The following is a 24,845-nucleotide window of genomic DNA, read 5'->3' on the forward strand; positions in this document are numbered from 1 at the left end:
GCGGTCGGCCGCTTGCCGCGCCCGGTCTCTCCCCGTGCGCGGGGCCCCGTCGCGTCGAGGTGCTCCCCGGACGGCTCCGGCCCGGACGGCCGGACAGGCTCTGGCGCCACGAGCGCCCGCCTCCGGTCCGGGGGGCGGGCGCTCGGGTCGCGCTGTTCTTTCAGGCGGAGGCCGACGGGGCGTCGGCGCTCTTGCCGGAGGCATCGGCTTCGGCGGTCCGGACGACCTCCTCGGCCTCCGCCGCCGCCTTGGCGCGCTCGTCCGCCGCGGCCCGGATGGACCGCCACGCGGACTCGGCGGCCTGCTGCTCCGCCTCCTTCTTGCTGCGGCCGGTGCCGGTGCCGTACGAGACGCCTCCGACGCGGGCGGCAGCAGTGAAGGTCTTCTCGTGGTCGGGGCCGGTCTCCGTGACCAGGTACTCGGGCACGCCGAGTCCCTCGGTCGCGGTGAGCTCCTGGAGACTGGTCTTCCAGTCCAGGCCGGCTCCGAGGTTCGAGGACTTCTCGATCAGCGGGTCGAACAGGCGGTGCACCAGTTCGGAGGCCGCGTCCAGGCCCTGGTCGAGATAGACGGCGCCGATCACCGCTTCCAGGGTGTCGGCGAGGATGGACGCCTTGTCCCGGCCGCCCGTGCCCTCTTCACCGCGGCCGAGCCGGATGAAGGAGCCCAGGTCGAGCCCGCGGCCCACCTCCGCCAGCGCACGCGAGTTGACCACCGCGGCCCGCAGCTTGGCCAGCTGGCCTTCGGGCAGGTCGGGGTGGATGTTGTACAGCGTGTCCGTGACGACGAGGCCGAGCACGGAGTCCCCGAGGAACTCCAGCCGCTCGTTCGTCGGCAGACCGCCGTTCTCGTACGCGTAGGAACGGTGGGTCAGCGCACGCACCAGAAGGGCGGACTCGAGCTTGTAGCCGAGCCGCCCTTCCAGAAGCGTGTGGGACGAGGCCTGGTGGTCCGCTGAGTTCTTCTTCGGCGTCGACACAGTGCCTCTCACCAGCCGCTCAGACCTCGAGGACCTGGCGCTTGTTGTAAGTGCCGCAAGACGGGCACGCGATGTGCTGCAGCTTGGGCTCGTGGCAGCGCTCGCACGCAACCAGGGTGGGGACCGCAGCCTTCCACTGCGACCGGCGGTGGCGCGTGTTGCTGCGCGACATCTTCCGCTTCGGAACAGCCACGGCTACTTCTCCTGCTTCTCGTCGACGCCCGGTTCGGCGCCGCTCATCTCGTCCTTCTCGCCGTCTCCGAGTGAACCGGCGAGTCCCTGCAAAGCCGCCCAACGGATGTCGACGGCATCGTGGTGGTGGTCCGGGTCGTCGGCGAGCCGTGCTCCGCACTCGGAGCACAGACCCGGGCAGTCTTCCCGGCACACCGGCTGCATCGGCAGTGCGAGCACCACCGCATCACGCAGCACAGGCTCGAGGTCGAACAGGCCGTCCTCGAGAAAGAGCCTGTCCTCGTCGTCCTCGGCGTCGTCGCCCGGTTCCGCGATCACGCGGCCCCGGTCGTCGGCGTCAGGGTACGAGAACATCTCCTGGAAGTCCGCTTCGAGCTCCCGCTCCAGCGGCTCCAGACACCTTACGCACTCCCCCTCGGCCTTGGCACGGGCGGTGCCTGTGACGAGCACACCCTCCATGACCGACTCGAGCCGGAGCTCCAGCTCCACCGGGGCGCCTTCCGGCACTCCGATGACGTCCTTGATCCCGAAGTCCTGGGGAGCGTCGACCGTGCGGGTCAGGCGCTGCAGCGCACCGGGCCGCCGCCCCAGCTCGTGTGTGTCGAACACGAGGGGGTTGCGGTGGTCGAGGCGGGCGTTCAGGGCCATTCCTGCTTTCGGTCTTCGAGCTCAGAGATATCACTGCCCCGCGATGTTCCCGGGCAGCGTGGATCGCGGACGTAAGCGCGACCGAAGAGCCAGGATACTGGACCTTTCGCTCTCGGCCCAATCCGCCCCTACAGACCCCGCTCGCGCTCGTAGGCCCGCAACTGCTCGGGCGTGATCATGCTGGTGTCGAAGAGGCTGGTCTCGTCCAGGGTGTAGCCCTGCTGCGCCTGCTGGTCGTGCCCGGCCTGCTGCCCCTGGTTCGGGTCGTACGCCTGCCCCTGCGCGTCGTAGCCCTGGTACGCGGCGGCGTACGGGTCGGCCTGCTGGTAGCCGTAGGCGTCCTGCTGGTACCCGTAGGCGTCCTGCCCGCCGTCGTACTGCTGCTGGTAGCCGTAGGCGGGCTCCGGCTGGGCGTAGGCCTGCTGCTGCGGCTCGGCCTGCCTGGCCGGGGCGGCGTCCTGCTCGGCGAGGGACGCGAGGTCGGCGAGGTAGTCGGCGTCGCTGGAGTGCTGGACGGTCGTCGTGTCGTCGGCGAGGGCGCCGAGGTCGTCGCTGGCGATCCGGCCGTGCAGCTTCTGCCGGCCCTTCCCGACCGCCTCCAGGGTCTTGGCGAGGACCGCCTCGAAGGCGCCGAGCTTGACGTCGACGTATTCGTCGGCGCTGCGGCGCAGGGTCTCCGGGTCGTGGCTGCGCTCGGGGGCGTCCTCGTCCTCGTAGCCCTGCTCGTCGAGGCCGGGTCCGGTGCCGAGCAGCTTCTCGCGGCCGCGGCCGACCGAGCCGAGCGTCTTGGTGAGGACGACCTCGAAGTTGGCCAGCTTGGAGTCGACGTAGTCGTCGGCCTCCGCGCGGACCTCCTCGGCCTCCTTGCGGGCCTCCTCGAGGATCCGGTCGGCCTCGGCCTGGGAGCGGCGGGCGATCTCCGTGTCGGAGATCAGGGAGCCGCGCTGCGCGTGCGCGCCCTCGATGATCCGCTCGGCCTCCTGGCGGGCCTGCTCGACCATCTGCTCCCGGCCGCCGATCAGTTCCTCGGCCTGCGCGAGGGAGTCGGGCAGCGCCGCGCGCACCTCTTCGAGCATCGAGAGCAGTTCGGCGCGGTTGATCACGCACGAGGCCGACATGGGCATCGACCGGGCGCTGGAGACCGCGGCGACGATCTCATCGAGCTTCTTCTGCACGTCCACCGTGTGCTCGCCACTCTCTACAGCTGTGTTGGAGACGGACGGGACGACTGTACGGCGCTGGGGCGTCCGGTGGACACCGGGCGGCCGGTCAGTCCTGGCGCAGGCGTTCGGTGAGGGCCGTCAGGACCTCCGGCGGCACCAGGTGGGAGACGTCGCCGCCCCAGGCCGCGACCTCCTTGACGAGCGAGGAGGACAGGAAGCTGTAGGTGGGGTTGGTGGGGACGAAGAGGGTCTCCACGCCCGAGAGGCCGTTGTTCATCTGGGCCATCTGCAGTTCGTAGTCGAAGTCGCTGACCGCGCGCAGGCCCTTGACGATGGCGGGGATCTCGCGCTGCTTGCAGAAGTCGACGAGCAGGCCGTGGAAGGCCTCCACACGGACGTTGCCGTACTCGGCGGTGACCCGGCGGATCAGGTCGATCCGCTCCTCGATCTCGAACAGGCCCTTCTTGGACTGGTTGATCATCACCGCGACGTAGACCTCGTCGTACAGCCGGGAGGCCCGGGCGATGATGTCGAGGTGTCCGTTGGTGATCGGGTCGAACGACCCGGGGCATACGGCGCGGCGCACTTGTGATCCCTCGCTCTCCGGTCCGGTCATCGTGCGTCTTCGCACGTAGAGGCGGCGCGACCGTACCAAAACGTTCCCTCGCCGTAGCGGCGGGCCCGGATCCCCTCGAAGCCGGGCGGCCAGGTGAATTCCCCGCCTCGGGTGCTGCGCTCCACGGTGACGAGGGCTTCTTCGGCGAGCCAGCCCCCCGAGCGGAGTGTGAGCAGAATCTCGCGGAGATCGTCGTCCGGGACGGCGTAGGGCGGGTCGAGGAAGACGATGTCGTACGGCCCGTGCGGGGGCGCGGTGCGGATGATCTGTTCCGCTTTGCCGGATCCGACCTCGGCACCGGGGAGTCCGAGCGACTTCACGTTCTCCCGGACCGTGCGGACGGCGCGGGCGTCGGCCTCCACGAGCAGGACGTGTCCGGCGCCTCGGGACAGGGCCTCCAGGCCGACGGCGCCGGAGCCGGCGTACAGGTCGAGGACGCGTTCGCCGTCCAACGGGCCGCCGAGCAGGGACTGCCAGGTGGAGAGGAGGCCTTCGCGTGCGCGGTCGGAGGTGGGGCGGGTGCCCTGTCCCGGCGGAACGGCCAGGCGGCGTCCGCCGGCCGCGCCGGCGATCACGCGAGTCATGTCCTCTGGTCCTTGTCGGTGGGTGCTGGTCGGTGACCGTCCCAGTCTGTCAGCCCTTTTCCAGGTACTGCTCCCGCTCCTCGTCCAGCAGTGCGTCCAGGGCCGTGCGCAGGGCGGGCAGACGCGCCAGGTCCGGGTCGGCGGAGACCACCGCCGCCGCTTCCTCCCTCGCCTCGGCGATGATCTCCTCGTCGTCGATGACGGCGAGCATGCGCAGGCTGGAACGGGTGCCGGACTGGGCCTGGCCCAGGACGTCGCCCTCGCGGCGCTGCTCCAGGTCGATGCGGGAGAGTTCGAAACCGTCGAGGGTGGCGGCGACGGCGTTCAGCCGCTGCCGGGCCGCGCTCGCCTCGGGCATCTCGGTGACCAGCAGACACAGGCCCGGGGCCGAGCCGCGGCCGACCCGGCCGCGCAGCTGGTGGAGCTGGGAGACGCCGAAGCGGTCGGCGTCCATGATCACCATCGCGGTGGCGTTGGGGACGTTGACACCGACCTCGATGACGGTGGTGGCGACCAGGACGTCGGCCTCCCCGGCGGCGAAGCGGCGCATGACGGCGTCCTTGTCGTCGGGCTGCATACGCCCGTGCAGGACCTCGACCCGGAGCCCTCGCAGCGGCCCGCTCGCGAGCTGCTCCGCGATGTCGAGGACGGCGAGCGGGGGCCGCTTCTCCGCCTCGCCCTCGGGGGGCTTCTTCCTGCCGGCCTTCTTCGGGTCGTCCTCCTCGTCACCGATGCGCGGGCAGACCACGTACGCCTGGTGGCCGTTCGCGACCTCCTCGCGGACCCGTTCCCAGGCGCGGGCGAGGAAGTGCGGCTTGTCGGCGGCCGGTACGACATGGCTGGCGATGGGCGAGCGGCCGGCCGGGAGCTGGTCGAGGACGGAGGTCTCCAGGTCGCCGAAGACCGTCATCGCGACCGTGCGCGGGATGGGGGTGGCGGTCATGACGAGCAGGTGCGGGGGCTGTTTGCCCTTGCCGCGCAGGGCGTCGCGCTGCTCCACGCCGAAGCGGTGCTGTTCGTCGACCACGACCAGGCCCAGGTCGTGGAACTTCACCTTGTCCTCGATCAGCGCGTGCGTGCCGATGACGATGCCGGCCTCTCCGGTGGCCAGGTCGAGCAGCGCGTGGCGCCGTGCCGCCGCCCCCATGGATCCGGTGAGCAGCACCACCTTGGTGGCGGTCTCCGCTCCCCCGAGCATCCCTCCCTCGGCCAGCTCCCCCATCATCTCGGTGACCGACCGGTGGTGCTGCTGGGCGAGCACCTCGGTGGGCGCGAGCATCGCCGCCTGCCCGCCCGCGTCGACGACGGCGAGCATGGCGCGCAGGGCGACCATCGTCTTGCCCGATCCCACCTCGCCCTGGAGCAGGCGGTGCATGGGGTGTTCGGTGGCGAGGTCGGTGAAGATCTCGGCGGAGACCTTCTGCTGTCCCTCGGTGAGGGTGAAGGGGAGGCGGTCGTCGAAGGCGGCGAGGAGGCCGTCCGGCTTGGGGCGGCGGGCCACGGCGGGGAGTTGCGCGTCGGCGTGGCGGCGGCGGGCGAGGGCGACCTGGAGGACGAAGGCCTCGTCCCATTTGAGGCGGGCGCGGGCGTCCTCGATGTCCGCCTTGGTGTGCGGGCGGTGGATCTTCAGCAGGGCCTCGGGGAGGGTGGCCAGTCCGCGGCCCGCGCGGAGGGACTCCGGGAGCGGGTCGACGGCCTCCTGGGCGCTGGGCAGGACCGTCTGGAGCGCCTTGCCGATCTTCCAGGACTCCAGCTTGGTGGTGGCGGGGTAGATCGGGATGAGGGCGCCGGCCCAGGTCTCGACCGTCTCCTCGGCGTCACCGTGCAGCAATTCGTACGCGGGATGGGCGAGTTGGAGGCGGCGGTTGAAGACGGAGACCTTGCCGGCGAACATCGCGCGGGTGCCCGGCAGGAGTTCCTTGTGCGGTTTGTGGACTCCGGCGCCGAAGAAGACCAGTTGCAGCCGGCCGCTGCCGTCCGTGATGGTCACCTCCAGGCGCTGGCCCTTGCCGCGCGGGGCCTTGGCGGAGGCGAAGGTGTGCAGGCGGGCGTCGGCGACCTGGGCGACCACCGTGACGTGCTCGTCCATGGGGAGGTCGGCGAGGTGGGTGAGCTGGCCGCGTTCCTCGTATCTGCGCGGGTAGTGGTGCAGGAGGTCGCCCACGGTGTGCAGGCCGAGGTGCTCGGCCATCACCTTCGCGGTGGCGGGGCCGAGCACTTTCTTCAGTGGTTCTTCCAGTGCGGGCACGGCATCCATTGGACACCACACCACTGACAACGGAGGTCACTCCACCCCGATGAGCAGCAGGGCGCCCTGTCTGCCGCCGTGGTACACCACCGTGTCGACGGCGAGGTAGCCCTCGCGGACGCGGGTCTCCAGGCGGGCGGCGACGGATGCGGGGGCGTCGTCGCCGAGGACCAGGGTGACCAGTTCGCCGCCGGCCGCGAGCATGCGGTCCAGGACGGCCTCCGCGGTGGCCGTGAGGTCCTGCCCGATCACGGCCACGTCCCCGTCGACCAGGCCGAGGACGTCCCCGGCCTGGCAGATGCCCGCCATGGTCCAGGACTGGCGCTCGGCGACGGTGACCTCGGCGTAGCGGGTCGCGCCCGCCGCCGACGTCATCGACACCACGTCCTCGTCGAAGCGGCGCTCCGGTTCGTGCACCGCGAGCGCCGCGATGCCCTGGACCGCGGAGCGGGTCGGGATGAGGGCCACCCTGACCCCCTCCGCCCTGACCTGCTCGGCCGCCGCGGCGGCGGTGTGGCGCAGGTCGGCGTCGTTGGGCAGCAGCACCACCTCCCGCGCGTGCGCGCGCCGTACGGCCTCGACGAGTTCGCCGCTGGCGGGCGGCTCCCCGGGACGGGCGAGCACGGTCGTCGCGCCCGCCTCGGCGTACAGCCCCGCCAGGCCCTCTCCGGGCACCACGGCCACGACGGCCCGCTGCGCGCGTTCCCCGGGCACCGTCGGCTCCGCGCCGGTGGTGTGGACGTCCCCCGCGCCGAAGTGGGTGATCCGGATGCGGTACGGCCGTCCGGCCTCGACCCCGGCCTCCACGGCGGCGCCCGCGTCGTCGACGTGCACGTGGACGTTCCACAGTCCGTCCCCGCCGACCATCACGAGCGAGTCGCCCAGCGCGTCGAGCCGGTCGCGCAGCCGCGCGACGGCCGCGTCCCCGGCCTCCAGCAGGTAGATCACCTCGAAGGCCGGACCGCCGGCCCCCGGTACGGCCCCGGCGTCGGTGCACTCACCGGGTCCGGCGGGCTCGGCGGCTCCCTGGGGGAGATCTCCACGCGCGTCCGCGCGCGCCGGGCGCCGCGCCCCGTCCCCCGGGTCCGCCCCGTCCCCGGCGGGCGGCCCGGCCACATGCCGCACGCGCGCGTGCGGCCCGGGACCGGTGACGCGTACGGAGCCGCTCCACGGGCCCCCCACCGCCGGCATCGCCCGCGGCGCCTCCCCCGTGAACGTCTCCACCAGTGCCGCGAGCACCGCCACCAGGCCCCTGCCGCCCGCGTCGACCACTCCGGCCCGCCGGAGGACGGCCAGCCGGGCCGGGGTCTCGGCGAGTGCCGCGCGGGCTCCCTCGTGGGCCGCCCGCGCCACCGCCCCGCAGTCGCCCTCCGCCCGGCCGGCCGCGTCGGCGGCGGCCGAGGCGACGGTGAGGACCGTGCCCTCGACGGGGTGGGCGACGGCCTGACGCGCGGAGTCGGCCGCGTGCCGCAGCGCGGTCCGCAGTCCCTGTCCGTCGGCGTGCGCCGGGGCCCCGTCGCCGGCCAGCACCTGGGCCATGCCGCGCAGCAGCTGCGCCAGGATCGTCCCGGAGTTGCCGCGGGCGCCGATCAGCGCACCGTGCGCCATCGCCCGTACGGCGTCGGCGAGCGCCGGCCGCCGGTCCCCGCCGGCCTCGTGCCCCTCGAACACCGCCTCCACCGCCGCGGCCGCCGACTCGACGGTCAGATAGAGGTTCGTCCCGGTGTCCCCGTCCGCCACCGGGTAGACGTTGATCGCGTCGATCTCCTCACGGGCCCGTCCCAGCGCCTCGAGCGCGAGACCGCACCAGGAGCGCACCGCGAGAGCATCGAAGAATGTCTGCGGCACCTGCGCCACCTGCGCCTCCTTGAGCTGCCGGCCGTGGCAGGCAGCGTAGACCGTGGGAGGCCGCCCGCCGGAAGAGGGCCGGAGGCGGGCCTCTGAGCCCCCGTGGTAGTTTCGTTCTACGGGTGCAGCCGTTGTATGCTGCTCCGGTTGCCCGATCCGATCGGGCCTCTCCCCGGTAACGCCACTCAGATTCCACAGGGCTCCTGGAGCCCGGAATTCGATCCCGGCATGCCGGGATCATCCGTAAGTGCATCTGAAGTCTTTGGAGTGACCCGTGGCTGCCAACTGCGACGTCTGCGGCAAGGGGCCGGGCTTCGGCAACAACATCTCCCACTCGCACCGCCGTACGCCCCGTCGCTGGAACCCGAACATCCAGCGTGTGCGTACCGTGGTCGGGGGGACGCCGAAGCGCGTGAACGCCTGCACCTCGTGCATCAAGGCCGGCAAGGTCTCGCGCTGACGCTTTCGCTGAGCGCGCGGCCATCGTCGGTTTCGCCGCACTGAGCCGGTCCACCTTGGGGTGGGCCGGCTTCTTGCTGTGGGGCGGCGCGTTTGTGAGGTGCCTCGGCATGAGTGTGGGCCGGGGGTGGGCTGCGCAGCCCGGCGCTTACGGGGTGCCGTCGCGCCCACCCGTGCCGCCCTGCGGCACGACTGCCCGCGACTGACGCGGGTGCCCGCGGGAACGGCGGGTGGCTGGTCGTGTCAGTGGGGTGGGGTCAGGTTCCAGGCGTGGTTGACCGGGCCTATGCCCGCGCCCAGGGCGAAGCCCGACGCTATCGCTCCGGTGACGTAGGACTTGGCCGTCCTCACCGCCTCCGGTACCGGGTGGCCCTTCGCCAGTTCCGACGCGATCGCCGAGGCGAGGGTGCAGCCCGTACCGTGGGTGTGGCGGTTGTCGTGTCTCGGGGCGCGCAGCCAGTGCTCCTCGGAGCCGTCGGTGAGCAGGTCCACGGCGTCGCCGGACAGATGGCCGCCCTTGATCACCACCCACCGCGGCCCGAACTCCAGCACCGCCCGGGCCGCCCGGCGCAGATCGCCCTCCGTCTCGGCCCGTACACCGGTGAGCTGCGCCACCTCGTCCAGGTTCGGGGTGGCGACCGTCGCCACCGGCAGCAGCCTCGTCCGTACGGAGTCCAGCGCGGAGGCCGCGAGCAGCGGGTCCCCGTGCTTGGAGACCCCCACCGGGTCGACGACCGCCGGCGCGTCCGTGCCGGCGATCAAGTCGGCCACCGCCTCGACGAGTTCGGCGGAGGACAGCATGCCGGTCTTGACCGCCCGCACCCCGATGTCGTCGACGACGCTGCGGTACTGGGCCCGCACCGCCTCCACGGGCAGTTCCCAGGCGCCCTGCACACCGAGGGAGTTCTGCGCGGTCACCGCGGTCAGCACGCTCATGCCGTGCACGCCGAGCGCGAGCATCGTCTTCAGATCGGCCTGGATGCCGGCGCCGCCGCCGGAGTCGGAGCCGGCCACGGTGAGGACCCCGGGCGGCGCGCTCATGACTCGATGTCCCCGAAGTGGTCCCAGCCGCCCTGGGTCGTCCAGGGCGCCCCGTCGACCGTCACCTGGGGCAGCGCCGACGGGTTGAGCACCTCGCCGATCACCTTCCAGCGGGCGGGCAGCTTCACGTCCGGCGGGAAGGTCGCCACGATCGCGTGGTCCTCTCCCCCGGTCAGCACCCACTGCATGGGGTCGACGCCGACGGCCTGGCCGATGTCGTTCATCTGCGAGGGGATGTCGATCGCGCCGGAGCGGATGTCGATACGGACCTTGCTGGCCTCGGCGATGTGCCCGAGGTCGGCGATCAGCCCGTCGCTCACGTCGCACATCGCGGTGGCGCCGAGCCCGGCGGCGGCCGGCCCCGCGTGGTACGGCGGCTCGGGGCGCCGGTGTGCCTCGACGAAGGCGCGCGGCGAACGGAACCCGCGGGAGAGCACCGCGTGCCCGGCCGCGGACCAGCCCAGCCAGCCGGTCACCGCGACGAGGTCGCCGGGCTGCGCGCCGCCCCGGGTGACGGGCTCCTGGTTGCGCAGGTCACCGAGCGCGGTGATCGACACCATGATCGTGTCGCCGCGTACGACATCGCCGCCGACGACCGCGGCACCGGCCACCTGGCACTCGTCGCGCAGTCCGTCCATCAGCTCGCTGGGCCAGGTCACCGGCAGTTCCGCGGGGACGACGAGGCCGAGCAGCAGCGCGGTCGGCACGGCACCCATGGCGGCGATGTCGGCGAGGTTCTGCGCGGCGGCCTTGCGGCCGACGTCGTAGGCCGTGGACCAGTCGCGGCGGAAGTGCCGGCCCTCCAGCAGGATGTCGGTGCTGGCCACGACCCTGCGGTCGGGCGCGGAGACCACCGCGGCGTCGTCGCCGGGGCCGACCCGGACCGCCGGGGTGGTGGTGAGGCGGGAGGTGAGCTCCCTGATGAGCCCGAACTCGCCGAGCTCACCAACAGTGCCCTTCATTTCCCTTTCGACCCTTCTATCCCTGTCCGTGCCCGGTCGCGAGGTGTTCGAGTCCTCGCTACGGTCGAAGTGACCGTCAACTTCTCTCGTGTCTGTACCCCGGCGCGCAAGGCCCGGTTCCCGCGGGTCTCCCCGCGAGGAGCGGCGACGCGATACCGTGGCGTTCCTTTTCCCCACATGATCCTCGTGGCCGCCCTGGAGGTTCCGTGGTACAGGCGTACATCCTGATCCAGACCGAGGTCGGCAAGGCGTCGACCGTCGCCGAGCTGATCGGCAAGATCCCCGGAGTCATCCAGGCCGAGGACGTGACCGGACCGTACGACGTGATCGTGCGCGCCCAGGCCGACACCGTCGACGACCTGGGCCGCATGGTGGTCGCCAAGATCCAGCAAGTGGACGGCATCACCCGCACCCTGACCTGCCCGGTCGTCCATCTGTAGCCCCCGTCTACCCTGTGCCGGTGAACTCCTTCCGCCACCGGTGCACCGTCCTGTCCGCGTTCGCGGTGCTGATCACCGCCGCCGCGGGCTGCTCCTCGGCAGACGACAGCGCGTCCGCGGCGGTTCCCAGCCCGGACGCGAAGGTCACCAAGCTGTGCCAGAACCTGGACAAGGCCCTGCCGGCGAAGGTGGACGGTGAGAGCCGCGACGATCCCGAACCCACGTCCGAACTGACCGCGGGCTGGGGCGGCGTGGCGATCATACTGCGGTGCGGTGTCGAGCGACCCCCGAAGATGGCCGATCCCAAGGTGGCCAACGGCAACGACGCCGACGCGGTGCCGGGCGGGGTGAACGGCGTCGACTGGCTCATGGAGACGCGGGACGACGGCGTGCAGCGCTTCACCACCGCCAACCGCGAGGCGTACGTCGAGGTCGAGGTGGCCGACGGACGGGACAGCACGGGCGTCCTGATCGATCTGGCCCCGGCCCTGAAGAAGGCGATCCCCGAGGGGATCGCCTTCTGAGAGCGTGTGTGAAGCGTGCGGTCGGGCGGCTCAGCGCAGCCCGGTCGGCCGGCGCAGCGCCGCCCGCACCAGCAGGTCGACCAGCTCCGGGTAGCCGATCCCGGTGGCCTGCCACATCTGCGGGTACATCGAGATGGGCGTGAAGCCGGGCATGGTGTTGATCTCGTTGATCACGAACTCGCCGTCCTCGGTGAGGAAGAAGTCCGCGCGCACCAGCCCCTCGCAGGAGGCGGCGTCGAACGCCTCCACCGCGAGCCGCCGCACCTCGGCCGTCTCCTCGTCGGTCAGCGGCGCGGGCACGATGCCGGGCGTGGAGTCGATGTACTTGGCCTCGAAGTCGTAGTACGCGTGCGCGTCGGGCGGCGGGATCTCGGCCGGCAGCGAGGCGCGCGGGCCGTCCTCGAACTCCAGCACACCGCACTCGATCTCACGGCCGCGCAGCGCCGCCTCGACGAGGATCTTCGGGTCGTGGCGCCGGGCCTCGGCGATCGCCTCGTCCAGGCCGGAGAGGTCGTCGACCTTGGTGATGCCGATCGACGAGCCCGCGCGGGCGGGCTTCACGAACAGCGGCCAGCCGTGTTCGCCGGCGAAGTCGACGATCTTCTTGCGGGCGGCGGACTCGTCCCGCTCCCACTCGCGCGGCCGGATCACCACGTACGGGCCGACCTTCAGCCCGAAGGAGGTGAACACCCGCTTCATGTACTCCTTGTCCTGGCCGACGGCCGAGGCGAGCACACCGGAGCCGACGTAGGGGACACCGGAGAGCTCCAGGAGACCCTGGAGGGTGCCGTCCTCGCCGTAAGGGCCGTGCAGCACCGGGAAGACCACGTCGACCTCGCCGAGCGCCTTGGGCACCGAACCCGGCTCGCTGTAGACGACTTCACGGCTGGCGGGGTCCACGGGGAGCACCACGGCACCCTCCGTCGACTCGGCGAGCTGGTCGACGGTGGGCGTACGGCGGTCGCTGATCGCCATGCGTTCCGGCTCGTCGGCGGTGAGCGCCCAGCGGCCGTCCGTGGTGATGCCGATCGGCAGGACGTCGTACGTGGTCCGGTCGATGGCCTTGAGGACGGCGCCGGCGGTGACCACGGAGATCCCGTGTTCGGAGCTGCGCCCGCCGAACACGACGGCCACACGCGGCTTGCGGGACGGCTGCTCGGGGCTCTGGGAGAGGTTCTCGGTGCTCATATCGCGATGAGCGTACCCGCCCGTAGGGCCGGGACACAGCGCCCGCAACGCCGCGCGTGGGCCGAACGGAGGGGGCCGTCGCTCAGCGTCGTTCGGGCTTCGCGCTGCGCGACATCAGCTCCTTGACGGCGACCACCGGGGGCTTGCCCTCGTGCACGATGGAGACGACCGTCTCGGTGAGCGGCATGTCGACGCCGTGCCGGCGGGCCAGGTCCAGCACCGACTCGCAGGACTTGACGCCCTCCGCGGTCTGCTGGGTGACCGCGATGGTCTCCTGGAGGGTCAGGCCCTTGCCGAGGTTGGTGCCGAAGGTGTGGTTGCGCGACAGCGGCGAGGAGCAGGTGGCCACCAGGTCGCCCAGGCCCGCGAGGCCGGAGAAGGTCAGCGGGTCGGCGCCGAGGGCGACGCCGAGCCGGGTGGTCTCGGCGAGGCCGCGGGTGATGAGCGAGCCCTTGGCGTTGTCGCCGAGCCCCATGCCGTCCGCGATGCCGACGGCGAGACCGATGACGTTCTTCACGGCGCCGCCCAGTTCGCAGCCGATGACGTCGGTGTTGGTGTACGGCCGGAAGTACGGGGTGTGGCAGGCGGTCTGGAGCCGCCGGGCGACGCCTTCGTCGGTGCAGGCGACCACGGCGGCGGCCGGCATCCGGGCGGCGATCTCCCGGGCCAGGTTGGGGCCGGTGACCACGGCGATGCGGTCGGCGCCGACCTTGGCGACGTCGTCGATCACCTCGCTCATCCGCATCGCGGAGCCGAGTTCGACGCCCTTCATCAGCGACACCAGGACCGTGCCGGGCGCGAGCAGCGGCGCCCACTCGGCGAGGTTGCCGCGCAGGGTCTGGGAGGGGACGGCGAGGACGGTGAAGTCGGCGTCGCGGGCGGCCTCGGCGGCGTCCGCGGTGGCCCGCAGGTTCTTCGGGAGTTCGATCCCGGGCAGGTAGTCGGGGTTGGTGCGGGTGGAGTTGACCGCCTCGGCGAGTTCGGGGCGCCGTCCCCACAGCACGACGTCGCAGCCCGCGTCGGCGAGGACCATGCCGAAGGCCGTCCCCCACGATCCGGTGCCGAAGACGGCCGCCTTGACCGGCTCGCTCACGTGCCCAGCCCCTCTTCCCGCGCGGTGGGCCTGGTGCTCCGTGCCCGCTCCTCCCGCTTCTGCGTGTGCGTCCTGCGGCGCTGCTCGATCCGCTCACGGCGCGGGTCGTACGGCGTCCCGGGGGCCTTCTCACCGCGGATCTGCTCCAGCTGGCGCGTGACGGCCGCCATGATGACCTCCGTCGCCTCCTTGAGCAGTTCCGGGGTCATCTCCCGCTCGTAGAAGCGGTCGAGGTCCACCGGCGGCCCGGCCAGCACGCGGTGCGTCTTGCGCGGCAGCAGGCTGGGCTTCTTGGCGTACGGCGGCAGCAGTTCGTTGGCGCCCCACTGGGCGACCGGGATCACGGGGCACTTGGTCTGCAGGGCGACGCGCGCGGCGCCGGTCTTGCCGGTCATGGGCCAGCCGTCGGGGTCGCGGGTGAGGGTGCCCTCGGGGTAGAAGGCGACGCATTCACCGCGCTCCACGGCGTCGATCGCCGCGCGGAAGGCGCTGAGCGCGTCCGTGCTCTCGCGGTAGACGGGGATCTGCCCGGTGCCGCGCATCGCGGCGCCGATGAATCCCTTGTTGAAAAGCCCGCTCTTCGCCAGGAATCGCGGAACGCGCCCGGTGTTGTACTGAAAGTGCGCGTAGGCGAAGGGATCGATGTGCGAATTGTGGTTCACCGCGGTGATAAATCCACCCTCGGCCGGAATGTTCTCCATTCCGCGCCAGTCCCGCTTGAGCAGAACCACCAGCGGCGGTTTGCAGAGAACCGCGGCGAAGCGGTACCAGAAGCCGATTCTGCGGCGCGGCACGAGTACACCTTCCTGTTCCGAATGTCAGGCCCGGGGCCCGGCCCCGGAGGCCAGGCGGGCCGCACAAGTGTCGCCCCGGGCCACCGGTCTGTCGAGAACACCGTACGCCCCGGCCCCCCGGCTCCCCGGTGTGCCGGGTGACAATGACCGCGACAAGAGAGGGACGCGACACTCGTGCAGTGGACCTTGGTGGTACCCCTGAAGCCGCTGGACCGGGCCAAGAGCAGGCTCTCGGACACCGCGGACGACGCCTTGCGCCCGGGTCTCGCGCTCGCCTTCGCCCAGGACACGGTGGCCGCCGCGCTGGAGTGCCCGGCGGTACGGGATGTGGTGGTCGTCACGGACGACGCCCTCGCCTCCCGGGAGCTGGCCGCGCTGGGTGCCGGAATCGTCCCGGACGAGCCGCGCGGCGGTCTGAACGCGGCCCTCGCCCATGGCGCGGCGGTGGCGGGTGCCGTTCGCCGCGCGGCGTGCGTCGCGGCCCTCAACGCCGATCTTCCGGCGCTCCGCCCGGCGGAACTGGCCCGTGTCCTCGATACGGCCGCCGCATTCCCGCGCGCGTTCCTCGCCGATTCCGCCGGGGTCGGCACGACCTTGCTGGCCGCGAGCCGGGGCCGGGAACTGCGCCCGTTCTTCGGCCCGGATTCCCGGGCCCGGCACCGGGAATCCGGGGCCGTGGAACTGGGTCTCGACGGTGTGGACTCGGTACGGCAGGACGTGGACACCGGCGACGATCTGCGGGCGGCGCTGGCACTGGGGGTGGGCCCCCGCACGGCCGCGGTCGCCGCGCGGTCGCTCCTCACCGGGCAGTAGGCTGCCGGCATGCAGGCCACCGCGTACACCTACGACCCCGACAGCCGCAGCGGCCAGGTGCTCCTGGACGACGGCACGCCGGTGCCCTTCGACGCCCCGGCGTTCGACGCGGGGGGTCTGCTGCTGCTGCGTCCCGGGCAGCGGGTGCGCATCGAGACCGAGGGCGAGGGCGGGGACCGGCGGATCACGCTGGTGACGCTCCAGACGTTCTGACCATCCGGGTCGCTCCCGCACACACCGCGGGCCGGGCTCCCGAGGGAGTCCGGCCCGGCGCGTGAGTGCCGCTTGTCCGAGGGGACGGGACCCTGCCCGCTACTTCTTGCGGGCGGTGGTCTTCTTGGCGGTGGTCTTGCGCGCGGTGGATTTCTTGGCGGGCGCCTTCGTGGCCGTCGCCTTCTTCGCCGGGGCCTTCTTCGCGGCCGTCTTCTTCGCGGCGGTGGTCTTCGCCGTCGCCGCGGTCTTGGCGGGCGCCTTCTTGGCCGTGGTCTTCGTGGCCGCCGCCGTCTTGGTGGCGGCCTTCTTCGCCGGAGCCTTCTTGGCCGCCGTCTTCTTCGCGGTGGCGGCCTTCTTCGCCGTCGTCTTCTTCGCGGCGGCCTTCTTGACCGTGGCCGAAGCGCCGCCGGTCAGGCTGCCCTTGGGTGCCTTCTTGACCGAGACCTCACCCCCGCGCGGCAGCTTCTTCGAGCCGCTCACCAGGTCCTTGAAGCCCTGGCCCGCGCGGAAGCGCGGAACGGAGGTCTTCTTGACCCGAACCCGCTCGCCCGTCTGGGGGTTACGGGCGTAGCGGGCCGGACGGTCGACCTTCTCGAACGAACCGAAGCCGGTGACCGAGACCCGCTCCCCGGCGACGACCGCGCGGACGATGGCGTCCAGTACGTGGTCGACAGCCTCGGCGGCCTGCTGGCGGCCGCCCACCTTGTCGGCAATCGCTTCTACGAGCTGCGCCTTGTTCACGTCTTCCCCTTCGGAGACATCGCCAGAACGAATGTGTTCAAGCTTTTTCGCACGTTAGGCAGATATATACCGCAAATCAAACACGAAACGGGCTAATCACCCTTGTGCCGCAACGAACTCGGTTGTCTCGACTGGTTCAGCGTTCCTCTTCGGGGAATCGACCCTCATCGAGGTCCTCGGTGAACCGCTCCAGACGCCTTGCCGCACCGGCGAGATCATGTTTGGCCGCGGCCGTAATGACCAGCAGCTTCCGGGTCAGCGCCATCCGTACGCCCTCCGGGACTTGCAGTGCGCGCACCTTCGCGTGCGCTTCCTTGAGCCGGACCGCGACCGCCGCATGGAGCTGGAGTTGGCCGTCGTGTTCCATGCACAGATTGTGCCATCTGGGGCGAGTTGTCGCCTGCGCAGGGGGCAACTGCCGCCTCGGACGGCCGTCCGGACACACGCGAAGATCACCGGCACGTGACACGTGTACCCCGGCAACCAGCTTCCTAACGTGGCAAGTTGAGGGATGTCGAGGTGGCACGCGGGGCCGAACGGGTGCAGACATGCCCGTACCCCCGATCGGGGCGATCGGGGGTACGGGAGGGGTGGTCCGGTGGCCGAAAGTCGCCCTCTGGCGAGGACTTCGGCCGTGGCGCGGGTCAGGCCGTGAGCGTCCTCGGCTTGAACGACGGGCGCTTCGCCTCGTACGCGGCGATGTCCGCCTCGTTCCGCAGCGTGATGGAGATGTCGTCGAGCCCGTTCAGCAGCCGCCAGCGGGAGTTCTCGTCGAGCTCGAAGGAGGCGGTGATGTCCCCGGCGCGCACCTCGCGGGCCTGGAGGTCGACGGTGATCTCGGCGGTGGGGTCGGCTTCGGTGAGCTCCCACAGCGCGTCGACGATCTTCTGGTCGAGGACCACCGTCAGCAGACCGTTCTTCAGCGAGTTGCCGCGGAAGATGTCGGCGAAGCGGGAGGAGATCACGGCCTTGAAGCCGTAGTTCTGCAGCGCCCAGACGGCGTGCTCACGGGAGGAGCCGGTGCCGAAGTCGGGGCCGGCGACCAGCACGGTCGCGCCCTCGCGCTCGGGCTGGTTGAGGATGAAGGACGCGTCCTTGCGCCAGGCCTCGAACAGCCCGTCCTCGAACCCGTCCCGGGTCACCTTCTTGAGCCAGTGGGCGGGGATGATCTGGTCGGTGTCGACGTTGCTGCGGCGCAGCGGGACGGCCCGGCCGGTGTGGGTGGTGAATGCTTCCATGACTGATCAGACTCCAGCGGGCGTACGGGCGTCGGCGGCGGCGAGGTCGGCCGGGGAGGCCAGGTGGCCGAGGACCGCGGTGGCGGCGGCGACCTGCGGGGACACCAGGTGGGTGCGGCCGCCCTTGCCCTGCCGGCCCTCGAAGTTGCGGTTGGAGGTGGAGGCGGAGCGCTCACCGGGGGCGAGCTGGTCGGGGTTCATGCCCAGGCACATGGAACAGCCCGCGTGCCGCCATTCGGCGCCGGCCTCCTTGAAGACCACGTCCAGGCCCTCGGAGACGGCCTGCAGGCCCACCCGCGCGGAGCCCGGGACGACCAGCATCCGCACGCCGTCGGCGACTTTGCGGCCCTTGATGACGTCCGCGGCGGCGCGCAGGTCCTCGATGCGGCCGTTGGTGCAGGAACCTACGAAGACGGTGTCCACGTTGATGGAGCGCAGCGTCTGGCCGGCCTCCAACCCCATGTATTCCAGGGCCTTTTCAGCGGCGAGCCGCTCCGAGGCGTCTTCGTACGAAGCCGGGTCGGGGACGGAGGCCGAAAGCGGGGCGCCCTGGCCGGGGTTGGTGCCCCAGGTGACGAACGGCGACAGTTCGGCGGCCTCGATGACCACCTCGGCGTCGAACTCGGCGTCGTCGTCGGACCTCAGCGTCTTCCAGTAGGCGACGGCCGCGTCCCAGTCCTCGCCCTTCGGGGCGTGCGGACGGCCCTCCAGGTAGGCGAACGTGGTCTCGTCGGGGGCGATCATGCCCGCGCGGGCGCCGGCCTCGATCGACATGTTGCAGATGGTCATCCGGGCCTCCATCGAGAGCTTCTCGATGGCCTCGCCGCGGTACTCCAGGACGTAGCCCTGGCCGCCGCCGGTACCGATCCTCGCGATGATCGCCAGGATCAGGTCCTTGGCCGTGACGCCCTCGGGCAGTTCGCCGTTGACGGTGATCGCCATGGTCTTCGGGCGGGCCATCGGCAGCGTCTGGGTGGCCAGCACGTGCTCGACCTGGGAGGTGCCGATGCCGAACGCGAGGCCGCCGAAGGCGCCGTGCGTGGAGGTGTGCGAGTCGCCGCAGACGACGGTCATGCCGGGCTGGGTCAGGCCGAGCTGCGGGCCGACGACGTGCACGACGCCCTGCTCGACGTCGCCCAGCGGGTGCAGCCGGACGCCGAACTCGGCGCAGTTCTTGCGCAGCGTCTCGAGCTGGACCCGGGAGACCGGGTCGGCGATCGGCTTGTCGATGTCCAGGGTGGGGGTGTTGTGGTCCTCGGTGGCGATGGTGAGGTCGAGACGGCGCACCGGGCGGCCGTTCTTGCGCAGGCCGTCGAAGGCCTGCGGGCTGGTCACCTCGTGCAGCAGGTGCAGATCGATGAAGAGGAGGTCGGGCTCGCCCTCGGCGCGCCGGACGACATGGTCGTCCCAGACCTTCTCCGCGAGTGTCCTACCCATCGCTGTCCCTCCGGCCGGCCGTGGTGCGCCGGTCCAACTAGATCTGTGAGGAGACGGCGCCCGCACCCCCTGCTTCCGGGCGTCCGCCGCCAGGCCCGGTGGTCCACGGGCCTCGTTGCTTCCGTGCCTCCAGAGTGGCGGGTTCCACGGAAAATTGAACTTGCGTTTCACAGAGTGAGACGCAAGTATCGTTGCATGGACAACAGTAGCGGCGTCGGCGTTCTGGACAAGGCGGCCCTCGTCCTGAGCGCTCTGGAGTCCGGTCCGGCCACCCTCGCGGGACTGGTCGGGGCCACCGGACTGGCACGACCCACGGCCCACCGCCTGGCTGTGGCGCTGGAGCACCACCGCATGGTGGCGCGCGACATGCAGGGCCGTTTCATCCTCGGCCCGCGCCTGGCCGAACTGGCCGCGGCGGCGGGCGAGGACCGGCTGCTCGCCACGGCGGGCCCGGTGCTCACGCACCTGCGCGACGTGACCGGCGAGAGCGCCCAGCTCTACCGCCGCCAGGGGGACATGCGCATCTGCGTCGCCGCGGCGGAGCGCCTGTCGGGCCTCAGGGACACGGTGCCGGTGGGTTCCACGCTCACGATGAAGGCCGGTTCCTCGGCGCAGATCCTGATGGCCTGGGAGGAGCCGGAGCGGTTGCACCGGGGCCTGCAGGGTGCCCGGTTCACGGCGACGGCCCTCTCGGGCGTGCGACGCCGGGGCTGGGCCCAGTCGATCGGTGAGCGCGAGCCGGGCGTGGCGTCGGTCTCCGCGCCGGTGCGCGGGCCGTCGAACCGGGTGGTGGCCGCCGTCTCGGTCTCCGGCCCCATCGAGCGCCTGTCCCGTCACCCGGGCCGGATGCACGCCCAGGCCGTCATCGACGCCGCCGGCCGCCTCTCCGAGGCGCTGCGCCGCTCCTGACCCCCCTCGTCCCGTGGGTACGGGCCCGCCTCAACGCCGCGGCGGGTCCGTTCTCCGGTTCCCGGGCGCACATCCTGGAACGCCGAAAGCCCCCCACCGAGGTGGAGGGCTTTCGCTTGTGTACCCCCGACCGGATTCGAACCGGCGCTACCGCCTTGAGAGGGCGGCGTGCTAGGCCGCTACACAACGGGGGCGTGGATCACGCGTTGCCGCGGATCCTGCTGGTCTACCTGGACTCGAACCAAGACTAACTGAACCAGAATCAGTCGTGCTGCCAATTACACCATAGACCAATGATGGTTTAGACCAGTCAGTACCCCCGACCGGATTCGAACCGGCGCTACCGCCTTGAGAGGGCGGCGTGCTAGGCCGCTACACAACGGGGGCCCTAGCGATCCTGCGTCGAATACGGCGGGAGCTACCCTGACCGTCCTCGCGGGAAGGATCTGTACCCCCGACCGGATTCGAACCGGCGCTACTGCCTTGAGAGGGCAGCGTGCTAGGCCGCTACACAACGGGGGCTTTGCGGATGAGATCCGCGGTGCAGATGAGCTCTGCGAGCTGGCCTACCTGGACTCGAACCAAGACTAACTGAACCAGAATCAGTCGTGCTGCCAATTACACCATAGGCCACTGGAACGCAAGCCCCTGAGGGGTTCTTGTTCTAGTTTCGCGCTAGGGGCTCCGGCCTTCCGGCCCGCTCCCCTCGGCGCAGGAAGAACATTACCCGAAGGTGGACGGGGCTCCAAAACGGGTATCGGCGGCGAGTACCGCCGGGAGTTCCGCGAGGGAGGCGATACGGCGCGGTCCCACCGGCGGTTCGACGGCCACCCACTCCTTCCCGCGGTCGATCCACACCGACAGCAGCCCGGCCTCCGCGGCGCCCCGGCCGTCGATCTCCGGGTGGTCACCGACGTACGCCACCTGATCCGGGGGCAGCGCCAGCGCGTCGCAGGCGGCGAGGAACGCGCCGGCCTCGGGCTTGGAGACGCCCAGCTCGGCGGCGCACAGGATGGCCTCGAAGCGGTCGTGGACGCCGAGGACGCGCAGCTTGCGGTCCTGGACGTGGAGGCTGGAGTTGGAGAGCACGGCGTGCCGGTGGCTGGCGGCGAGGGCGTCGAGGACGGGCAGCACGTCCGGGAAGAGGCTCCAGGCGGACTCGTAGTGCGTGACGTACCGCCGGTCCCAGTCGTCGGCCTCGGCGTCGGTCATCTCCCGCCCGAGGAAGACCCGGGTGCGGTCGCGCCGCTGTGTCTCGTAGTCCACCTCCCGCGCGGCGAACCGCGCCCACTGCTCCCGCGTCACCTCCCGCCACCGCTCCAGCGCCTCCTCCACGGAGGCGTACCCGTCCAGCAGCCCTTCGGCCAGCAGATGGGCACGCGCGCCCTCGCGGTCGGCGGTGGTGTAGTCGAAGAGGGTGTCGTCGACGTCCCAGACGACGGCTTTGATCGGCATGCCACCGACGGTACAGCCGGACCGGCCGGGGCCCCGGGGGTCATCCCCCGACGGGCGCGGCGTTCACGTCCCTGGCGACCGCGCGGGACGCCATGGGGCCGGGGCGGCGTCCGGGAACGGGAAGGGGCGGCGCCCGGATGGTTCCGGGCGCCGCCCCTTCACGGCCTGCGGGTTACGCGGCGAGCCTCGCCAGGGCCGCGTCGATCCGCGCCAGCGTCTGCTCCTTGCCCAGGACCTCCAGGGACTCGAAGAGCGGCAGGCCGACCGTGCGGCCGGTGACGGCGACGCGGACCGGGGCCTGGGCCTTGCCGAGCTTGAGGCCGTGGGCCTCGCCGGCGGCCAGGACGGCCTCCTTGAGGGAGTCCGGGGACGTCCAGTCGGCGGACTCCAGCTTCTCCCTGGCCGTGCGGAGCAGGGCGTCGGAGCCCTCCTTCATGGCCTTGTTCCAGGACGCCTCGTCGAAGACCGGCTCCGGCAGGAACAGGAAGTCGACGTTGTCCGTGATCTCGGAGAGGACCTTGAGGCGGGTCTGCGCGTGCGGGGCGATGGCCGCCCACTTGGCCTCGTCGAAGGCCTCCGGGGCCCAGGGCGCGAAGGGGGCCTTGAGCCAGGGGGCGCAGCGCTCGGTGAAGTCCTTCACATCCAGCATGCGGATGTGGTCGCCGTTGATCGCCTCGCACTTCTTCAGGTCGAAGCGGGCCGGGTTCGGCTGCACGTCGGCGACGTCGAAGGCGGCGACCATCTCGTCGATGGAGAAGACGTCCCGGTCGGCGGAGAGCGACCAGCCGAGCAGGGAGAGGTAGTTGAGGAGGCCCTCGGGGAGGAAGCCGCGCTCGCGGTAGAGGTTGAGGGAGGACTGCGGGTCGCGCTTGGAGAGCTTCTTGTTGCCCTCGCCCATCACGTACGGCAGGTGGCCGAAGGCGGGGGTCCGCTTGGCGATGCCCAGCTCGGTGAGTGCCTTGTAGAGGGCGATCTGGCGGGGGGTGGAGGAGAGCAGGTCCTCGCCGCGCAGGACGTGGGTGATCTCCATCAGGGCGTCGTCGACCGGGTTGACCAGCGTGTACAGCGGGGCGCCGTTGGCGCGGACGATGCCGTAGTCGGGGACGTTCTCCGGGGTGAAGGTCAGTTCGCCGCGGACCAGGTCGGTGAAGGTGATCGTCTCGTCGGGCATCCGGAAGCGGACGATCGGCTCGCGGCCCTGGGCCTTGTACTCCTCGACCTGGGCGTCGGTGAGCTCACGGCAGTGGCCGTCGTAGCCGGAGGGCTTTCCGGCGGCGCGGGCGGCCTCGCGGCGGCTGTCCAGCTCCTCCTGGGAGCAGTAGCAGCGGTAGGCGTGGCCGGCGTCGAGGAGCTTCGCCGCGACGTCCTTGTAGAGGTCCATGCGCTGCGACTGGCGGTACGGCGCGTGCGGGCCGCCGACCTCGGGGCCCTCGTCCCAGTCGAAGCCGAGCCAGCGCATCGAGTCGAGCAGCTGGTTGTACGACTCCTCGGAGTCGCGGGCCGCGTCGGTGTCCTCGATGCGGAAGACCAGGGTGCCGCCGTGGTGCTTGGCGAACGCCCAGTTGAACAGGGCGGTGCGGACCAGGCCCACATGGGGGTTACCGGTGGGCGACGGGCAGAAACGGACGCGTGGGGGTACCCCCTGTCCGAGCGGAGTCGAGGACTTGGGGGAGGGAGTGCCGGATGCGCTAGCCACGCTTGACAACCTTGTTGGTGAGAGTGCCGATGCCTTCGATGGTGACGGCGACCTCGTCGCCGACGTTGAGGGGGCCGACCCCGGCCGGGGTGCCCGTGAGGACGACGTCGCCCGGGAGCAGCGTCATGGCCTCGGAGATGTTGACGATCAGGTCCTCGATGGAGTGGATCATCTCGCTGGTGCGGCCGAGCTGGCGCTGGGCGCCGTTGACCGTGAGCTGGATGGTCAGGTCGCCGGCGGCGGCGATGTCGATGTCCGTCTCCACCCAGGGGCCGAGCGGGCAGGAGGTGTCGAAGCCCTTGGCCCGGGCCCACTGCTTCTCGCGTTTCTGGACGTCGCGCGCGGTGATGTCGTTGGCGCAGGTGTAGCCGAAGATCACGTCCTTGACGCGCTCGCGCGGGACCTCGCGGCACATCCGGCCGATGACCACGGCCAGCTCGGCCTCGTGGTGCACGTCCTGGGAGAAGGAGGGGTACTGGATCTCGTCGCCGGGGCCGATGACGGAGGTGGAGGGCTTGAAGAAGGCGAACGGGGCGTCGGGCACCTCGTTGCCGAGTTCCCTGGCGTGTTCGGCGTAGTTGCGGCCGAAGGCCACCACCTTGTTGGGGAGCACCGGGGGCAGCAGCCTGACCTTGCTCACCGGGACCTTGGTGCCGGAGAGCTCGAAGTCCGCGAACGGGATGCCCTTGATGATGTCCAGGACGAGTTCGTCCTGCTTCTCGCCCTCGACCGCGCCGAAGGCGACGTTCCCGTCGATGGAGAATCTGGCGATGCGCACGGGATGCTTGTCCCCTTGACCGAATCGGCTGACGTCTGACGCCCCAGGCTAACGCGGCAGGGGTCCGCGCCCCGCGCAATGACGAGGGGCGTCCCCGTCGCCGTGGGGACGCCCCTTGAGTATTTCGCGGCCGGTGCGCGTATGGACCGGTGTCACTCCGCGGCGGCGGCCGCGGCCGGGATCTCCATGAGGATGGTGCGCTTGGGGTTGGCAGTCTGGGCCGGGAGGTCGACGGTGTGCTCCTGCTGGACCGGTGTCCGCAGTTCATCGGCGCCGTCGAGGTGGGCCAGCGTGGTGCGCCGCGGGTTGGCGATCTTGTGGAACATCATCGTCGTCTTCACTGTTTACTTGACCCTGTCCTGTTCACGGGCGCCCGGAGGGGGTATGTGACCCCGGTGAGGGCGCGGCTTGTCGGTTTTGCCATCCCTGTAAAGCGTCAGGCTAAACATGGGATTCCCCGCCGACTTCGGCCGAGCCCCCGATCAGGGTGTGAGTTTGCTCACGGATTGCTGGACAAATCACCCATTCCGACTCGATCCCCGAGGAGACGGAATCGGACATTCACCACCTGAAGCCACCATTCCGCTCCTGATCATGGCGACTGGGACACCCGGACGGGCCCGCCGACTCGCGGACATACGTCCCTTATGGAGGGGATCCCTTTCTACCCGCGGTGACTCATCACTCACGCGGTGTCACGTATCTCACGGGTAAGCCCGTGGGCCTTGTTGGAGATCCTGCACTGTGCTGGAATTCCACGGAACCGCCGCAGGATCGAGCCGGCGC

At 71.1% G+C, this 24,845-nt stretch carries 27 protein-coding genes and 5 tRNA genes; 6 read left to right on the plus strand and 26 right to left on the minus strand.

Translation table 11 applies throughout. The features are described from left to right. Positions 1-160: 160 nt before the first annotated feature. From rnc to IH50_RS0124385, 8 genes are all read right to left on the minus strand, one after another. Positions 161-979: a ribonuclease III gene (gene rnc / locus IH50_RS0124350; RefSeq protein ID WP_030866168.1), complete on the minus strand. Its 819-nt coding sequence runs from the start codon at positions 977-979 to the stop codon at positions 161-163. A gap of 19 nt (positions 980-998) precedes the next feature. Beyond that, positions 999-1,172 (minus strand): 50S ribosomal protein L32, encoded by a 174-nt coding sequence (rpmF, locus tag IH50_RS0124355; protein ID WP_007493396.1) that lies wholly within the window; start codon positions 1,170-1,172, stop codon positions 999-1,001. A 2-nt stretch (positions 1,173-1,174) separates the two neighbouring features. Further along, entirely contained in the window at positions 1,175-1,819 is a 645-nt protein-coding gene (locus IH50_RS0124360; protein ID WP_030866171.1) for a YceD family protein, read from the minus strand. A 128-nt stretch (positions 1,820-1,947) separates the two neighbouring features. Next, a complete protein-coding gene (locus tag IH50_RS0124365) occupies positions 1,948-3,000 on the minus strand; it encodes an ATP synthase F0 subunit B (protein WP_030866175.1) in 1,053 nt (350 codons plus the stop codon). Between the two features lie 88 nt (positions 3,001-3,088). Continuing rightward, complete coding sequence (gene coaD, locus IH50_RS0124370; RefSeq protein ID WP_030866178.1) at positions 3,089-3,568, minus strand: pantetheine-phosphate adenylyltransferase; 480 nt, start codon at positions 3,566-3,568, stop codon at positions 3,089-3,091. A 26-nt stretch (positions 3,569-3,594) separates the two neighbouring features. Then, the gene (rsmD, locus tag IH50_RS0124375) at positions 3,595-4,182 is read right to left on the minus strand and encodes a 16S rRNA (guanine(966)-N(2))-methyltransferase RsmD (RefSeq protein ID WP_030866181.1); all 588 of its coding nucleotides are present in this window, start codon (positions 4,180-4,182) and stop codon (positions 3,595-3,597) included. A 49-nt stretch (positions 4,183-4,231) separates the two neighbouring features. Further along, a complete protein-coding gene (gene recG, locus IH50_RS0124380; RefSeq protein WP_030866183.1) occupies positions 4,232-6,439 on the minus strand; it encodes an ATP-dependent DNA helicase RecG in 2,208 nt (735 codons plus the stop codon). 27 nt (positions 6,440-6,466) lie between these two features. Then, positions 6,467-8,287, minus strand: a complete 1,821-nt coding sequence (locus IH50_RS0124385; protein ID WP_030866185.1) for a DAK2 domain-containing protein — start codon at positions 8,285-8,287, stop codon at positions 6,467-6,469. A gap of 265 nt (positions 8,288-8,552) precedes the next feature. Here IH50_RS0124385 and rpmB point away from each other — a divergent pair, with 265 nt between their 5' ends. Next, positions 8,553-8,738, plus strand: coding sequence for a 50S ribosomal protein L28 (gene rpmB / locus IH50_RS0124390; protein ID WP_004924906.1), 186 nt, complete (start codon positions 8,553-8,555; stop codon positions 8,736-8,738). Positions 8,739-8,980: 242 nt separating this feature from the next. Here rpmB and thiD read toward each other — a convergent pair whose 3' ends face one another. Together thiD and IH50_RS0124400 are read right to left on the minus strand one after the other, a co-directional pair. Next, complete coding sequence (thiD, locus tag IH50_RS0124395; protein WP_030866189.1) at positions 8,981-9,778, minus strand: bifunctional hydroxymethylpyrimidine kinase/phosphomethylpyrimidine kinase; 798 nt, start codon at positions 9,776-9,778, stop codon at positions 8,981-8,983. Continuing rightward, complete coding sequence (locus IH50_RS0124400) at positions 9,775-10,740, minus strand: thiamine-phosphate kinase (RefSeq protein WP_030866190.1); 966 nt, start codon at positions 10,738-10,740, stop codon at positions 9,775-9,777. Before IH50_RS0124400 ends, thiD begins: the two co-directional genes overlap by 4 nt. 206 nt (positions 10,741-10,946) lie before the next feature. On the opposite strand from IH50_RS0124400, the gene IH50_RS0124405 reads away from it, so the two are divergent. Together IH50_RS0124405 and IH50_RS0124410 are read left to right on the plus strand one after the other, a co-directional pair. Then, entirely contained in the window at positions 10,947-11,180 is a 234-nt protein-coding gene (locus tag IH50_RS0124405) for an Lrp/AsnC family transcriptional regulator (protein ID WP_030866193.1), read from the plus strand. 20 nt (positions 11,181-11,200) lie between these two features. Then, positions 11,201-11,704, plus strand: coding sequence for a DUF3515 domain-containing protein (locus IH50_RS0124410; RefSeq protein ID WP_030866195.1), 504 nt, complete (start codon positions 11,201-11,203; stop codon positions 11,702-11,704). Between the two features lie 30 nt (positions 11,705-11,734). Here IH50_RS0124410 and IH50_RS0124415 read toward each other — a convergent pair whose 3' ends face one another. From IH50_RS0124415 to IH50_RS0124425, 3 genes are all read right to left on the minus strand, one after another. Next, the gene (locus IH50_RS0124415; RefSeq protein ID WP_030866197.1) at positions 11,735-12,892 is read right to left on the minus strand and encodes a D-alanine--D-alanine ligase family protein; all 1,158 of its coding nucleotides are present in this window, start codon (positions 12,890-12,892) and stop codon (positions 11,735-11,737) included. Between the two features lie 82 nt (positions 12,893-12,974). Next, positions 12,975-13,985, minus strand: a complete 1,011-nt coding sequence (locus IH50_RS0124420) for an NAD(P)H-dependent glycerol-3-phosphate dehydrogenase (protein WP_030866201.1) — start codon at positions 13,983-13,985, stop codon at positions 12,975-12,977. Further along, positions 13,982-14,779: a lysophospholipid acyltransferase family protein gene (locus tag IH50_RS0124425; RefSeq protein WP_030866203.1), complete on the minus strand. Its 798-nt coding sequence runs from the start codon at positions 14,777-14,779 to the stop codon at positions 13,982-13,984. Before IH50_RS0124425 ends, IH50_RS0124420 begins: the two co-directional genes overlap by 4 nt. Positions 14,780-14,953: 174 nt before the next feature. On the opposite strand from IH50_RS0124425, the gene cofC reads away from it, so the two are divergent. Together cofC and IH50_RS0124435 are read left to right on the plus strand one after the other, a co-directional pair. Beyond that, positions 14,954-15,592 carry a 2-phospho-L-lactate guanylyltransferase gene (cofC, locus tag IH50_RS0124430; RefSeq protein WP_030866205.1) on the plus strand — a complete coding sequence of 213 codons (639 nt, stop codon included), beginning with the start codon at positions 14,954-14,956 and terminating at the stop codon, positions 15,590-15,592. 9 nt (positions 15,593-15,601) lie between these two features. Then, positions 15,602-15,805, plus strand: a complete 204-nt coding sequence (locus tag IH50_RS0124435) for a hypothetical protein (protein ID WP_030866206.1) — start codon at positions 15,602-15,604, stop codon at positions 15,803-15,805. A gap of 99 nt (positions 15,806-15,904) precedes the next feature. On the opposite strand, the gene IH50_RS0124440 is transcribed toward IH50_RS0124435, so the two are convergent. The 4 genes from IH50_RS0124440 to leuC all read right to left on the minus strand — a co-directional run bounded on the left by IH50_RS0124440 (position 15,905) and on the right by leuC (position 19,221). Next, a complete protein-coding gene (locus tag IH50_RS0124440; RefSeq protein ID WP_030866209.1) occupies positions 15,905-16,546 on the minus strand; it encodes an HU family DNA-binding protein in 642 nt (213 codons plus the stop codon). 136 nt (positions 16,547-16,682) lie between these two features. Then, on the minus strand, positions 16,683-16,913 hold the full coding sequence (locus tag IH50_RS0124445) for a hypothetical protein (RefSeq protein WP_030866211.1): 231 nt from the start codon (positions 16,911-16,913) through the stop codon (positions 16,683-16,685). A gap of 277 nt (positions 16,914-17,190) precedes the next feature. Then, a complete protein-coding gene (gene leuD, locus IH50_RS0124450) occupies positions 17,191-17,784 on the minus strand; it encodes a 3-isopropylmalate dehydratase small subunit (RefSeq protein WP_030866214.1) in 594 nt (197 codons plus the stop codon). 6 nt (positions 17,785-17,790) lie between these two features. Then, complete coding sequence (gene leuC, locus IH50_RS0124455) at positions 17,791-19,221, minus strand: 3-isopropylmalate dehydratase large subunit (RefSeq protein WP_030866217.1); 1,431 nt, start codon at positions 19,219-19,221, stop codon at positions 17,791-17,793. 195 nt (positions 19,222-19,416) lie between these two features. Between leuC and ndgR the strand changes: the two genes are divergently transcribed. Next, complete coding sequence (gene ndgR / locus IH50_RS0124460) at positions 19,417-20,130, plus strand: IclR family transcriptional regulator NdgR (protein ID WP_030866220.1); 714 nt, start codon at positions 19,417-19,419, stop codon at positions 20,128-20,130. A 121-nt stretch (positions 20,131-20,251) separates the two neighbouring features. Here the strand turns inward: ndgR and IH50_RS0124465 are convergent. From IH50_RS0124465 to IH50_RS0124505, 9 genes are all read right to left on the minus strand, one after another. Further along, positions 20,252-20,324, minus strand: a tRNA-Glu gene (locus IH50_RS0124465). 27 nt (positions 20,325-20,351) lie between these two features. Next, positions 20,352-20,423, minus strand: a tRNA-Gln gene (locus IH50_RS0124470). A gap of 21 nt (positions 20,424-20,444) precedes the next feature. Next, positions 20,445-20,517: transfer RNA gene (locus IH50_RS0124475), tRNA-Glu, on the minus strand. A gap of 62 nt (positions 20,518-20,579) precedes the next feature. Beyond that, a tRNA-Glu gene (locus tag IH50_RS0124480) sits at positions 20,580-20,652 on the minus strand. A 39-nt stretch (positions 20,653-20,691) separates the two neighbouring features. Continuing rightward, positions 20,692-20,763 (minus strand) — tRNA-Gln (locus IH50_RS0124485). A 90-nt stretch (positions 20,764-20,853) separates the two neighbouring features. Then, complete coding sequence (locus IH50_RS0124490) at positions 20,854-21,585, minus strand: HAD family hydrolase (RefSeq protein WP_030866225.1); 732 nt, start codon at positions 21,583-21,585, stop codon at positions 20,854-20,856. A gap of 172 nt (positions 21,586-21,757) precedes the next feature. Then, a complete protein-coding gene (gltX, locus tag IH50_RS0124495) occupies positions 21,758-23,281 on the minus strand; it encodes a glutamate--tRNA ligase (RefSeq protein ID WP_078914085.1) in 1,524 nt (507 codons plus the stop codon). Then, positions 23,274-24,059, minus strand: coding sequence for a fumarylacetoacetate hydrolase family protein (locus tag IH50_RS0124500; RefSeq protein WP_030866229.1), 786 nt, complete (start codon positions 24,057-24,059; stop codon positions 23,274-23,276). Before IH50_RS0124500 ends, gltX begins: the two co-directional genes overlap by 8 nt. Positions 24,060-24,211: 152 nt before the next feature. Beyond that, entirely contained in the window at positions 24,212-24,400 is a 189-nt protein-coding gene (locus tag IH50_RS0124505) for a hypothetical protein (protein ID WP_030866232.1), read from the minus strand. Positions 24,401-24,845 lie beyond the last annotated feature (445 nt).

Source organism: Streptomyces sp. NRRL S-37, assembly GCF_000721605.1.
Lineage (GTDB): Bacteria > Actinomycetota > Actinomycetes > Streptomycetales > Streptomycetaceae > Streptomyces.

What these genes read in the sequence shown, in the direction of transcription:
- IH50_RS0124360 (WP_030866171.1), bottom strand. Translation starts at nt 1,819, where the DNA reads ATGGCCCTGAACGCCCGCCTCGACCACCGCAACCCCCTCGTGTTCGAC.
- rsmD (WP_030866181.1), bottom strand. Translation starts at nt 4,182, where the DNA reads ATGACTCGCGTGATCGCCGGCGCGGCCGGCGGACGCCGCCTGGCCGTT.
- recG (WP_030866183.1), bottom strand. Translation starts at nt 6,439, where the DNA reads ATGGATGCCGTGCCCGCACTGGAAGAACCACTGAAGAAAGTGCTCGGC.
- thiD (WP_030866189.1), bottom strand. Translation starts at nt 9,778, where the DNA reads ATGAGCGCGCCGCCCGGGGTCCTCACCGTGGCCGGCTCCGACTCCGGC.
- IH50_RS0124400 (WP_030866190.1), bottom strand. Translation starts at nt 10,740, where the DNA reads ATGAAGGGCACTGTTGGTGAGCTCGGCGAGTTCGGGCTCATCAGGGAG.
- IH50_RS0124415 (WP_030866197.1), bottom strand. Translation starts at nt 12,892, where the DNA reads ATGAGCACCGAGAACCTCTCCCAGAGCCCCGAGCAGCCGTCCCGCAAG.
- IH50_RS0124435 (WP_030866206.1), top strand. Translation starts at nt 15,602, where the DNA reads ATGCAGGCCACCGCGTACACCTACGACCCCGACAGCCGCAGCGGCCAG.
- IH50_RS0124445 (WP_030866211.1), bottom strand. Translation starts at nt 16,913, where the DNA reads ATGGAACACGACGGCCAACTCCAGCTCCATGCGGCGGTCGCGGTCCGG.
- leuD (WP_030866214.1), bottom strand. Translation starts at nt 17,784, where the DNA reads ATGGAAGCATTCACCACCCACACCGGCCGGGCCGTCCCGCTGCGCCGC.
- leuC (WP_030866217.1), bottom strand. Translation starts at nt 19,221, where the DNA reads ATGGGTAGGACACTCGCGGAGAAGGTCTGGGACGACCATGTCGTCCGG.
- ndgR (WP_030866220.1), top strand. Translation starts at nt 19,417, where the DNA reads ATGGACAACAGTAGCGGCGTCGGCGTTCTGGACAAGGCGGCCCTCGTC.
- IH50_RS0124490 (WP_030866225.1), bottom strand. Translation starts at nt 21,585, where the DNA reads ATGCCGATCAAAGCCGTCGTCTGGGACGTCGACGACACCCTCTTCGAC.